At 68.1% G+C, this 12,346-nt stretch carries 10 protein-coding genes and 1 pseudogene; 2 read left to right on the top strand and 9 right to left on the bottom strand.

Annotated elements, in window-relative coordinates; genetic code table 11:
* Positions 1 to 84 precede the first annotated feature (84 nt).
* The 3 genes from CFB89_RS22335 to CFB89_RS22325 form a co-directional block, all read right to left on the bottom strand.
* Positions 85 to 1,110, bottom strand: coding sequence for a DedA family protein/thiosulfate sulfurtransferase GlpE (locus CFB89_RS22335; RefSeq protein ID WP_089469768.1), 1,026 nt, complete (start codon positions 1,108 to 1,110; stop codon positions 85 to 87).
* Between the two features lie 183 nt (positions 1,111 to 1,293).
* On the bottom strand, positions 1,294 to 1,800 hold the full coding sequence (locus CFB89_RS22330; RefSeq protein WP_089469767.1) for a cupin domain-containing protein: 507 nt from the start codon (positions 1,798 to 1,800) through the stop codon (positions 1,294 to 1,296).
* 292 nt (positions 1,801 to 2,092) lie between these two features.
* Complete coding sequence (locus CFB89_RS22325) at positions 2,093 to 2,563, bottom strand: universal stress protein (protein ID WP_089469766.1); 471 nt, start codon at positions 2,561 to 2,563, stop codon at positions 2,093 to 2,095.
* A gap of 321 nt (positions 2,564 to 2,884) precedes the next feature.
* On the opposite strand from CFB89_RS22325, the gene CFB89_RS22320 reads away from it, so the two are divergent.
* Entirely contained in the window at positions 2,885 to 4,984 is a 2,100-nt protein-coding gene (locus tag CFB89_RS22320) for a PAS domain S-box protein (protein ID WP_089469765.1), read from the top strand.
* Complete coding sequence (locus CFB89_RS22315) at positions 4,981 to 5,628, top strand: response regulator transcription factor (protein ID WP_006479054.1); 648 nt, start codon at positions 4,981 to 4,983, stop codon at positions 5,626 to 5,628. Before CFB89_RS22320 ends, CFB89_RS22315 begins: the two co-directional genes overlap by 4 nt.
* A 54-nt stretch (positions 5,629 to 5,682) precedes the next feature.
* Here the strand turns inward: CFB89_RS22315 and CFB89_RS22310 are convergent, their stop codons facing one another.
* The 6 genes and pseudogenes from CFB89_RS22310 to CFB89_RS22285 form a co-directional block, all read right to left on the bottom strand.
* A complete protein-coding gene (locus CFB89_RS22310) occupies positions 5,683 to 6,087 on the bottom strand; it encodes a lysozyme inhibitor LprI family protein (protein WP_089469764.1) in 405 nt (134 codons plus the stop codon).
* A gap of 373 nt (positions 6,088 to 6,460) precedes the next feature.
* Positions 6,461 to 6,790: a DUF4148 domain-containing protein gene (locus tag CFB89_RS22305; RefSeq protein ID WP_089469763.1), complete on the bottom strand. Its 330-nt coding sequence runs from the start codon at positions 6,788 to 6,790 to the stop codon at positions 6,461 to 6,463.
* Positions 6,791 to 7,013: 223 nt separating this feature from the next.
* Positions 7,014 to 7,219, bottom strand: a pseudogene (locus CFB89_RS22300) (pilus assembly protein PilZ); the annotation flags it as partial.
* A 114-nt stretch (positions 7,220 to 7,333) separates the two neighbouring features.
* Complete coding sequence (locus CFB89_RS22295; protein WP_089469762.1) at positions 7,334 to 9,919, bottom strand: penicillin-binding protein 1A; 2,586 nt, start codon at positions 9,917 to 9,919, stop codon at positions 7,334 to 7,336.
* A gap of 177 nt (positions 9,920 to 10,096) precedes the next feature.
* Entirely contained in the window at positions 10,097 to 11,104 is a 1,008-nt protein-coding gene (gene lhpH / locus CFB89_RS22290; protein WP_089469761.1) for a trans-3-hydroxy-L-proline dehydratase, read from the bottom strand.
* A gap of 67 nt (positions 11,105 to 11,171) precedes the next feature.
* Complete coding sequence (locus CFB89_RS22285) at positions 11,172 to 12,293, bottom strand: branched-chain amino acid ABC transporter substrate-binding protein (protein WP_089469760.1); 1,122 nt, start codon at positions 12,291 to 12,293, stop codon at positions 11,172 to 11,174.
* Positions 12,294 to 12,346: the final 53 nt, after the last annotated feature.

Raw genomic sequence — 12,346 nt, 5'->3', positions numbered from 1 at the left:
CGATTTTGGGGAAAATCGCGGTGGGTGATTGGTGGTTGGATTTGAATGCGTGCGATGCGGCGTGCGTATTAGCGGCACGCGTATTTATTTCGACAACGTCGCCCGCACCGTATATTCGCCTTCCAGCCCACCGTGATCGGGCCGCACGAAATACCGCGACGAATCCAGATCGGCCGGCAGCGGCTCGACCGGATACCCGTGCTTTTCCCACGCATCGAGCCCGCCCTTCAACGCCCGGATGTTGTGGATCATCTTCTTGCGCTGCATCTTCGCGATGAGCCGCTTCGCGGTCGCCTCGTTCGGGCACACGCAATAGACGACGATCGGCCGCTTCAGCACTTCCGGGTCGAGCAGGTCCGGCGAATCGAGATCGACCGGCACCGCGCCGGCAATCCGGTACGGCTCGCGTTCGCGAATCGCCTTGGGGCGCGCGTCGAAAATCAGCGGCGGTTCGTCGGACGTCATCATCTCGACGAGCTGAGGCGGCGAGATGCGCACCTGCGCGAGATAGCGGCGGAACTGCACGCGGCGCACCCAGCGGTACAGCAGGAACGTGATGAAGATCGCGAGGAACGCGTCGAGAATCGTGCCGCCGCTCGCGCGCACCCACAGCACGAACTGGACGATCTGGTCGTGAATGGCCGCGCCGCCGATCAGCCAGAACGCCGCCCACAGCGACGCGCCGGCCAGATCCCAGAACAGGAACACGCCGATGCCGATCGCGGTCGTGCCGAGCAGCGGCGCCGACACGAGGCCGAGGCCCGGCAGGAATTTCGACAGCACGAGCAGCGGCGCGCCATACCTTTCGAATACGTTACGCGCGAAACGCAGCGTCGTGTCGAGCGACAGCGAGAAGCGCACGAGGCCGTTCAGCAGGCGCCGGCCGCGCGTGCGGCCCATGAAGAACCACAGCGAATCGGCCAGCATCGTCGCGCCGATCGCCGCCGCGAACATGCTGACCCAGGACGCCTGCCCCATCGCCGCCATCGTGCCGCCGAGAATCAGCATCGGCACGGCCGGCACCGGCACGCCGAGCTGCGTGATCAACACGCTCGCGAACACGGCCCACGGGCCGAGCGACGATGGAATAGCAATGGGAAAGTGCCACACGGCGGCGCTCCTGGAAGACATGCGGGCCGCGCGACAGGGCCGTCGGTACGGCGGCGCAACGGCCGCCGCGGCATGTCCGCGACCGACCGGTGCATCCTGCGCATTCTAAACGGGTTTGGCCGCGGCCGCGCGGAACACGGGCCGTCCGCACGGGCTTTGCCCGGCGTGACGCGACCGTGACAGTCACACGTCCGGGCGCTGCGCGAGTTGCGCGACGTGTTCCGCGTAGTCGGGAAACTCGGCCGCCAGCGCGGCGGCATCCGCCAGCTCGAATTCCGCGAATTCGAACCCCGGCGCAACCGTGCAGCCGACGAGCGCGACGTGCTCCGGCGACGCACAGCGCGCGCCGAACCAGCTTCCGGCCGGCACGACCGCCTGGAACACGGTGCCCGGATGCGTGAGCGGGTTGCCGAGCCGGTGGATCGTCAGCCCGTCGCGCGCGTCGAGCACCCACACTTCGATCGGATCGCCTGCGTAGAAATGCCAGACCTCGTCGGAGCGGATGCGATGCCACGACGAATACGCGCCGTCGCACAGCAGATAGTAGATCGCGGTCGACGCGGCACGTGGCGCGCCGTCGGCGGGACGCACGACCGAATCGGTCGCGCGGTAGGTTTCACGGAAATAGCCGCCTTCGGGATGCGGCTGCAGGTCGAACTGGCGAATCAGGTCGGTCGCGGAAATCGGCATGGCGGATGACGTCGGTAAGGATGAAAACCGGCATCCGGCGGGCTGTCCGATCCTCATTCTTGCGATCGGGCGCCGCCGGATGTCCCTGCGTCGATCGCCGCGGCCATGCGCGCGGCGAACAAGCGGACACCGGCCGATGCTGCCAGAACTGCGTGGCGGGATGCAACCGCCGACGTGCAATCGCGCACCGGCGCGCGTACCGGTGGCACGGCGCAGACCGCCCGATCGCGCCCGTGTGCGACCAAGCGCGCGACGCCGCGCGGCCCGCCAGCCGGCCGCCGTATCGCGTCGCTTACGCGGCCGCCGACGTCCCGGCCTCGGCGTGCCGCACCAGCAGCACGGGCCGGTCGGCCGCGCGCAGCAGCGATTCGGCCACGCTGCCGAGCAACAGCCTGCGCAGGCCGTGCCGCCCGCTCGTGCCCATCACGACCAGATCGGCGTCGGCTTCGGCCGCCGTGCGCATCAGCACCGTCGCGATGTCCTCGCCGTACGCGTCGAGCGCGCGCACCGTGCCCCGCACATGCTGCTGCGCGAGCGCGGCTTTCGCGTCGTCGAGCACCGGCGTCGCGGCATCGGTCGCGGCGACGTCGCCGTCGCGTTCGGCCGCGAAGCCGGCGTCGACGTCGACGAGTTGCGGCCGATGTTCGACGACGTAAGCACACGTCACTTCGCCGCCGGACGCGGCCGCGATCCGGATCGCCTCGTTCAGCGCGAGACGCGCACTCGGGCTGCCGTCGAGCCCGACGAAAATCCGCTTGTACATGGTCCGTCCTCCGACCGAGCGCGCGTCGCGCACTTGCGCAACGACGGCCCGTTACCGCGAGCCGGCCCGGTGCCGGCTTGCCTGCCGAACAGTCTGCCCCACGTGCCGACGCGTGCGTTGACGCGCGTCAAGCGTGCCGGCGCGCCCGCTGCTTCACGCCGTTTGCCGCAATTTCAACCGACCCCATTACAAAAAATGTGTAAAACGCGCACAATTTCATCTTGAAAATAGTCGTTGCATGCAGCCGGTGCGAGTTTCCCCCGGTTTTGCCGCGCTTGCCCAAGTGCCCCCGGGCAGCCCGAATAACAGAATGGCCATCGAATGACCGCCAGTGGAACCCCGACGCGGGACGCGCGAGAGCCCACGCGCCTCGAGATCATGTTACGCCAGCCGCTCGCGGCCGGCGTCGTTGCGCTGTGCGCGGGCGCCGTGCTGTCGCTCGGCGTCGCGCTGCTCGTGCGCGAACAGTGGCAAACCGCCGTTCATACGCGTTTCGAACGCCGGACGACGCACGTGACCGCGATGCTGCGGCATGAACTGCAGGCCGGTGTCGCCGTGCTCGAAGGTGCGCGCGGCGCCTTCGGCCTCGTCCCGGACATGACGCCCGGCCAATGGCGCCGGTATGCGGAGACGCTCGATCTCGACAGCGGCCGCTCGCCGGTCCGGCAGATCGGCTATGCGCCGCTGACGCGCGCGGCGCGCGGCGCGCTGGCCGGCGCGAAGCCGCTGCCGGCCGATCCGCTCGCGGCAGCGACGCTCAGCGCCCCCGCCTCGAGCTCGCCGGTCGTGCGCTTCGGCGCGTCCGACGCGGCGCCGCTCACGCGCGCGCTGCGGACCGGCGATATCGCGCTCGGCGTCCACCCTGCCGACGACGATGCCTCCCGCGACGCCCGCACCCTGACGCTGTTCCTGCCCGTGACGACCTCGCCGTTGGCCGCCGCCACGCCGTCCGGCACGCGCGAAGCCGGCGTCGACGGGATGCTGTTCGCGGCGCTGAGCCCGCGGCGCCTGGTCGAGCGCGCGCTCGACGCGGAACGCGGGATCGATCTGTGGATGACCGCCAGCGGCGATTCGCGCGCGATCGTCAGCGTCGAGACGACGACCGACGAAGCGTCGGCGTCGCCCGACCTGATGCGGCGCACCGACCTGCTGAATTTCGGCGGCACCGCGCTGACGCTCGCCTATTCCGCGGACGGCCGGCCGAGCGCGACCGGCGCGCAACGTGCGGCCGGCACCGTGCTCGCCGCCGGGCTGATCGCATCGTTCGGGTTCGCGGCGCTCGTCCATGCGCTGTTGCGCAGCCGCGCCGATGCCGGTGCGAGCAGCCGCGGCATCCTCAACGAGGCGCGGATGATGGGCATCATCCGTTCGTCGATGGAAGCGATCATCACGATCGACGAAAAGCAGACGGTCGTGATCTTCAATCCGATGGCCGAGCAGGTGTTCGGCGTGTCCGCGATGGAGGCGATCGGCGCGCCGCTGTCGCGCTTCATTCCCGAGCGGTTCCGCGCGGCGCACGCGAAACACGTCGACCAGTTCGGCGTGACGGGCGTGTCCGAGCGGCAGATGGGCCGCCAGCGCGTGCTGTTCGGGCTACGGGCCAACGGCGAGGAATTCCCGATCGAAGCATCGATCTCGCAGATCCGCGACGCGTCGGGCAAGCTTTATACGGTGATGCTGCGCGACATCACCGAGCGGCAGCGGGCCGAGAACGCACTGAAGCAATCGCGCGAGGAATTGCGCGAACTGTCGGCGAACCTGCAGAACGTGCGCGAAGAGGAAAAGACCCGCATCGCGCGCGAGCTGCACGACGATCTCGGGCAGCAGCTCACCGCGCTGAAGATGGACCTGTCGGTCGTCGAACAGCAACTGCGCATGCCCGGCCGCGCGCAGCCCGACGGCCTGCAGACACATCTGCAAGGCATGCGGCGGCTGATCGACGCGACAGTCGCGTCGGTGCGGCGCATCGCGGCCGACCTGCGGCCGGTGATGCTCGACGACCTCGGCCTCGTGCCCGCGATCGAATGGCTTGCGAACGATTTCACGAACCGCTACGGGATCGATGTCGAGCGTCACATCGAAACGGGCGGCCTCACGTTCACCAGCACGGGCGCGACCACGCTGTTCCGGATCGTCCAGGAGGCGCTGACGAACGTCGCGCGCCATGCGGATGCGACGCGCGTGACGTTGCGGCTCGACATCGAGGAAGGCTTTTGCGTGCTGCGCGTCGCGGACAACGGCCGCGGCGCGTCGCCCGGCGGTCCGGCCCACGAAGACAAATCATTCGGCCTGATCGGCATTCGCGAACGCGCACACATGCTGGGCGGCACCGTGACCATCGACACCGCGCTCGCACGCGGTTTCTCGATTACCGTCGCGTTTCCGCTCGGCGCCGTTCAACAGGACACGCTCATCACATGATCAAGGTGCTCATCGCCGACGACCATACGCTCGTACGCGACGGTCTGCGGCACATTCTCCAGAACGCCACCGGATTCGAGGTGGCCGGCGAAGCCTTCGACGGCCCGTCGACGATCGCGCTGGTGCGGGCGACGCCCGCGCAGGTGCTCGTGCTCGACCTGTCGATGCCGGGCCGCAACGGCGTCGAACTGATCAAGCAGATCAAGGACGAGAAGCCCGCGCTGCGCGTGCTCGTGCTGACGATGCACGCGGAGCAGCAATACGCGGTGCGTGCGTTCCGCGCGGGCGCGTCCGGCTATCTGACGAAGGAAAGCGCGAGCGCGGAACTGGTCGGCGCGGTCACGAAAGTGGCATCGGGCGGCGTCTACGTGAGCCTCGCGATGGCCGAGCAGTTCGCGCAGAGCCTGAACGAGCCGGCCGAAACGCTGCCGCATCAGCGGCTGTCCGACCGCGAATTCGACGTGTTCCGGCGGATCGCGGCCGGCCAGACGCTGACCGAGATCGCGAATGCGCTGTGCGTGAGCGCGAAAACGGTCAGCACCTACAAGACCCGGATCCTGGAAAAGATGCAGATGCCGCACGAAGCGGCGCTCGTGCGTTACGCGATGCGGCACAAGCTGCTCGACGAAACGGACGACGTGTAACGGACGACGTGTAGCCGGCGTGGTGCGGGCCTCGGCGCGCCCGCTCATGACGCGTTACTTCGCGGGCACGGGGCAAGCGAGGTCGCCCTCCTCGCAGGACAGATAGCCCTTCAGCGTTTCGGTTCGCGTTTTCGTCAGATCGTCGAGGCAGGTCGATACGACCATCGGGTACGCACTGCCGCCCTCGGCATTCGCGCTCGAAAAGCGGCATTCGGCGTCGCGGTACGCAATCCACGCACGCTGCGCGTCCACGAGCTTGTCGGCAAGCGGCCGCACGTTGCGCAGGCGCGCGGTGACGGCCTGGTAGGTTCGGTTCAGTTCCCCGTCGGATTTCTTGTACGCGCGATCGGCACACGCCGTCATCGTCGCCTGATCCGTCGCGTCCGCACAGTTCGCCTGCGCATGGGCGACGCTCGTCACCAGCGCCAGCGAGCCCAACAGACCGGTCAAGACACGCATGGATGCTCCTTTGTTGTTCGTTGAAGTGTGGAATCCGGTGCCTTGTTGCGCCCCGTGTGCATGGGCCGCGCTACCGCGGCGACATCGACCGCGATGCTAGCGCACCCGCGGCGGATTGTCAGCGGGTGCGGCGCTGCGAGGGGCGCGACCGTTCACGGCAAGGTGTTACCGAACCGGCGCCGGCCGGCATCCGGCGTTTCGCTTCGCTCATGCGCGCCGCCGAATATCCACGACCGATTCGGCCACCGGAATTCGTGTGGCGGCAATTCGATGAGGAAGACGCAAAAAAGCCCGCACTCGAAACTGAAACGAGTGCGGGCTTTCTCGACAAGCCTTAAAGCCGCGGCCCGAGGACCGCGACACAACGGCCGGTTTAGTGGCCGAAATACACCGACGAGCGGTCGCTGACGGTCGGCACGACCGCGCGCTGGCCCGACTGCGACGTCGCGACCGGATTCGAACCGTAGCCGGTTGCGTCGGCTTGTACACCGGTGTTCTGCGCGGCGGCAATCTTGGCCTGGGCGGCCTGGATGTTTTCCGGATAGTTGATCCAGTCGTTCGGGTTGTAGCCGGCCTTTTCGAGCTGAACCAGCTCGGCGCGCACTTGCGCGCGCGTCAGCGGCTGCGGGTTCGATTGGGCGAACGAGACGACCGGTGCGGCCACGAGGGCGGCCAGTGCAACTGCCTTGATCAGCGATTTCATGATGCGTTACCTCCAGGATTGTTTTGTCAGGCGCTTCGGACTCGGAGTCGTTGCGCATGAGTAGAAGTCTAGGAGGCCCGACTATCAGGGTAAATACTTAAATCGCAAATTTACTGTTGACGGAAACCGTACAATCTCGCGGGAATAACCCGATTCATCAGACGATTGTCGACGCTCGCGCACCGAATGCCGCGACTCGGCATCCGGCACGGCCGGCAACGCATCAGCGCAGCCGATCGGGATCCGCCGACGCCATCTGCCTGTCGAACAGCAACGCCTTGAGGCGCACCCGATCGTCGGCATCGATGTCGCCGAACGCCGCATGATGCAGCGTCAGCGCCGGGGCCGCCGGGTCGCATGCACGGCTCGCACCGTGCACTCGAGCACCAGTTGCTCGACGCGACCGCCGGTTTCGTAGGGAAGCAGCACGTGCGCGAGTGCGACGTAGTCGGTGGAAAGCCGCATCGGAGAGGCGCGGAGCGACCGCGCGAGCTATCGTGACGACTTGACTACGGCAGCATCGCGCGGATCTGAACGGCTTCGCTACTGCGACGCGCCCGTGGCATCGGGCGCGGCAGGCACCGGCACTGGCGGCGGCGGTGGCGGAGCCGGCACGGCCGACGGGGCGGCGCCGACACCGGCGCTGCTTGCGCTCGTCATGCTGGCGCTAGCCGGCGGCTCTGCGGGCTGCGATGCGCCCGCCGACAGCGCCGCGGCCGACGCGGCCACTTCGGACGCCGGCACCCATTCCTCGACGATGCCGCCGGATGCGGCTTCCGGGCCCGATGCGCCCGACGCCTCTGACGCCGCGCCTTCGTCGGTCTCGGCCGGGCGCTCGATGCGCTGCGTCCTGACCGGCGCGGGCGCCTTCTTCGGCTTGGGCGGGAACCACGTGTCGAACAGATCGGTCACGCGCTCGCGCAGCGACCCGAACCAGCCCGGCGACGGCTCGGTATCGAATTTTGCCTTCGTATCGACGATCCGGGCGCGCTGCGCGCGCTGGAAGAAGTCGCCGACGATCGGCAGCGCGCTGTGCGCGCCCTGCCCCCAGTAATCGCTGCGCAGCGTCACGCGGCCGTCGTCGAACCCGACCCACGCGCCGGCGACGAGGCCCGGCTGCATCAGGATGAACCAGCCGTCCGCGTTGTCCTGCGTCGTGCCGGTCTTGCCGGCCACGTCGCCGCGGATCCCGAAGCGCGTGCGGATGCTGCCGCCCGTGCCGCGCGTCACGACGTCGCGCATCACGTCGAGCAGCGTCTTGTCGGTCTCGCCATCGAGCGCGCGCTCGGGCGGCGCCGGTGCGTATTCGGCGAGCACCTCGCCCTGGCGATTCTCGATGCGCGTGACCATCTGCGGCTCGACGTACAGCCCGCCGTTGGCGATCGTCGCGTACGACGCGACCATTTCCTTCAGCGTGACCGGGCTCGTGCCGAGCGCGAGCGACGGCACGCGTTCGAGCGGGCTTTCGCGCACCCCCATGTCGCGCGCCAGCCGCGCGACGGCGGCCGGCCCGACCTTCTCCATCACCTGCGCGGTGATCCGGTTGCGCGACAGCGCGATGGCGTCGCGCAGGGTCATCGGCTTGCCCGTGGGCGGCACGTCGTCGTTCGGCCGCCAGATCTCGCCGCCCTTCAGCGGGATCTCGACCGGCTGGTCGATGAACGTATCCTCCGGCTTCATCCCGCTCGCGAACGCGGCGCCATAGACGAACGGCTTGAACGTCGAGCCCGGCTGGCGCCGCGCCTGCGCGACGTGGTCGAACGGCTCGCGGGTGAAGTCGCGGCTGCCGACCCACGCGCGGATCTGCCCGTCGCGCGGATCGATCGCGAGGAAGCCGGCCTGCACGTCGGTCTTCGTCTTGCACAGCGCGCGCAGGAAGCCGCGGTCGGCCGCGAGCATCTTCATCGCCGCCGCGTCGTCCTTGCCGGCGTCCTGCGCGGCCTTGTACTCGGGCGATTCGCGCATGAAGGTGCGGAACACCTCGTTGTCGGTGCCGCAGCCGTCGCGGCCGCTCCATGCGTTGTTCGCGATGCCCTGCAACTGATTGCCGTGCTGCGTCAGCGCCTGCGTCGCCATCTGCTGAAGCCGCGAGTCGATCGTCGTGCGCACGATCAGCCCGTCCGAGTAGATGTTGTAGTCGTTGCGGTCGGCCCACGCGATCAGCCACTTGCGCAACTGCTGCGCGAAATGCGGCGCGGGCCCGGGCGGCTCCTTCTGGCGCTCGAAATCGATGCGCAGCGGCCGGCGCTGCAACTGCGCGAACTGCGCCGGCGACAGCTTGCCGTACTTCACCATCTGGCCGAGCACCGTGTTGCGCCGCTGCAGCGCGCGCTCGGGGTTCAGCACCGGGTTGTAGTAGCTGTTGCCCTTCAGCATCCCGACGAGCGTCGCGCTGTCGAGCACGTCGAGTTCGTCGGCCGACTTGTCGAAATAGGTGCGCGCGGCCATCTCGACGCCATACGCGTTGTACAGGAACGGCACCGTGTTCAGGTAGGTCTCGAGGATCTGGTCCTTGCTGTAGACGGCCTCGATCTTCAGCGCGGTGATCGCCTCCTTCACCTTGCGCGTGAGCGTCGGCGCGCGGCCGATCTCGTCCGGATACAGGTTGCGCGCGAGCTGCTGCGTGATGGTGGAGCCGCCCTGGCGGCTGCCCGAGAACGTATGGAGCGCGGCCGACGCCGTGCGCTTCCAGTCGAGACCGTGGTGTTCGTAGAAGCGGTGATCCTCGGTCGCGATCAGCGCATCGACCATGTGCGGCGAGATCTGCTTGAGCGACACCCATTCGCGGTTCGACGGCTTGAATTCGGCCAGCAGCTTGCCGTCGGCGGACAGCACCTGCGCGGGCTGGTCGACGCGCGCCTTGCGGATGTCGCCGATGCCCGGCGTGAACGGGATGAGCACGACCACGTACACCGCGAACAACGCCGGCACCGCGGCGGCCGCGAGCAGCGCGCCGCGGCGCGTCGGGTGGCGGACATGGCGCCACGCGGTGGCGGCGAGAGGCTTGACCCGCGCGACGGCGGCCGCCGCGACGGGTTGGGTGCGCGCGACCCATCTGGCACACAAGGTACGCACTGACGACACGTTTCGGCGATTCACGCGGGTGGAGCTCGGCTGAAAAGGCTGCATCGTACCAAACTCGCGCGGCCGGCCGACCCGCGGCGGCCCCGGGCCGGCACACGCGGTGCGGAATGACGACGGCGCTCACGACGCAAAAAAGGCGCGTGCCCGGCAACCGGAGCGACGCGCCAAACCTGGTACGACACCCTGAACGCCGCGCGACGGCTGCGCGAGCGGCGCTGCGGCTCAGCGCACGAGAAATCCGTACGTGAGCGGATCGCGCTCGTCGACGATCCAGTTCGCGAACCCGCAGATATGCGCGCTGCCTTCCACTTCCGGGATCACGGCCGCAATGTCGCCGACCGTCGTTTCGCGCAGCACGCGGCCCTTGAAAACCGTGCCGACGATCGATTCGTTGACGAGCGTATCGCCGGCCGCGAGCAGCCCGCGCTGGTAGAGCTGCGCGACGCGCCCGCCGGTGCCGGAGCCGGTCGGCGAGCGGTCGACCTCGCGATCCGCGAACACGCAGCAGTTCGCCTGCGTCGAACCCGCATGGCGCGGCGCGTTCGCGATGATCGTGCCGTAGATATGGTTGATTTCCGGGATCTCCGGATGCACGACCGGATACGTCGCGTTCGCGGCGGCCTTCACTTCCGCGCCGAAGCGGATCAGCTTCTCGACCGCCGATTCGCGCACCGGCAGGTCGAACGGTGCGCCGTCGACGTAGAAATAGAACGCGCCGCCATACGCGATGTCGCCGGTCACGGTGCCGAACGACGGCGTGTCGACCGACACGTCGCGCCGCCAGATGAACGACGGCACGTTGACGAAGCGCACGGGCCCCGCATGCTCGCCGTCCCACTGGACGAACGCCTCGATGAAGCCGCACGGCGCGTCGATGCCGACCCGCGTCTCGGGCACCGTGCGCTGCACCCAGCCGAGCTCGACGGCCGCCGTCGACAGCGCGATCACGCCGTGTCCGCAATGGTCGCTGTAGCCTTCGTTGTGCACGAAGATCACGCCGAAATCGGCATTTGGCGACACGGGCTCGGTCAGATAGCCGCCGTACATGTCGGCATGGCCGCGCGGTTCGAACATCAGCGCGCGGCGGATCTCGTCGGCGTTCTCCTTGAGCCACGCGCGGCGCTGGACGATCGTGTCGCCGGGCAGCCGCGGCAACCCGCTCGTGACGATGCGAAACGCCTCGCCGCCGGTGTGCACTTCGACGGTGGACAGGGATCGGGAAATTTTCATGGGAAATCGAATGCGTTGAAACGAAGGACGGCGGCCGGGCCGCCGTCCGGTAACGGGCGTACGGCAATTACTTCGCGTACGGTACCGGCAGCCCGTTGCGAATCACGTAGACGGTGGTCGGCGCGCCTTTCAGGTCGCCGTTCGCGTCGAACGAGTAGGTGCCGGCCACGCCCGCGTAGTTCGACTTCGCCAACTGCGCGATCAGCTTCGCCTTGTCGGTGGTCGTGCCGGCCTTGACCATCGCGTCGGCGAGCAGCTTCACGCCGTCGTAGTAGTTGACGCCGTAGACCTGCGTATCCGTGTGATAGGTGTCGTGGTACTTCTTCAGGAATTCGCGCCCGGCCGGCGTCTTCTCGAGCGCGACGCCGCCCTGCGCGCAATAGACGATCGACGCGGCCTCGCCCGCGACCTTGCCCATGTCGGCCGAACAGATGCCGTCGCCGCCGAGCAGCTTCGCCCGCAACCCGCGCTGCTTCATCTGCTTGGCCATCGGCGCGCCCTGCGCCGCATATCCGCCGAGGAAGATCACGTCGGGGTTGGCCGCCTTGATCTTGGTGAGAATGCCGAGGAAATCGCTGGCCGACGAATTCGTGTATTCCTGGTCGACGATCTTGATCCCGTTCGCCTTCGCGACGTTCATGAACTGCTCGGCGACGCCCTGCCCATACGCGGTGCGATCGTCGATCACGGCGGCGGTTTTCGCGTTCAGCGTCTTCGCGGCGAACGTGGCCATCGTGCCGCCGAGCTGCTCGTCGCTCGCGCCGATCCGGAAGATGTTCCTGAAGCCCTGCCTGGTCAGCGCCGGGTTCGACGCGACCGGCAGAATCGGCACGCCGGCGGTGGAATACACGCGCGACGCGGGGATCGCGACGCCCGAGTTGTATGGCCCGAGCACCGCGACAACGCCTTTGTCGACGAGGTTCTGCGCGACCTGCACGCCGGCCTTCGGATCGGCCTGGTCGTCTTCGGAGACCAGTTTGAAGGTCACGGTCTTCCCGCCGACCTTCACGCCGGCCTTGTTGAGCTCGTCGATCGCCAGCCGCGCGCCGTTTTCGTTGTCCTTGCCGTTGGCGGCCTGCGGGCCCGTGAGCGGCGCCGAATGGCCGATCGTCACGACTTCCTGCGCATGAGCGGAAGTCAGCGCGCCGGCGGCAACGGCCACCGAGAGCGCGGTCACGAGGTGTCGCATGATGTCTCCTGATTGGTTTTGTGTGAAACCAATGTAGGACACGCGTGGTTACA

This window comes from Burkholderia sp. AU16741 (assembly GCF_002223345.1).
Taxonomy (GTDB): domain Bacteria; phylum Pseudomonadota; class Gammaproteobacteria; order Burkholderiales; family Burkholderiaceae; genus Burkholderia; species Burkholderia sola.
This window is presented reverse-complemented; position numbering and strand designations above follow the sequence as displayed.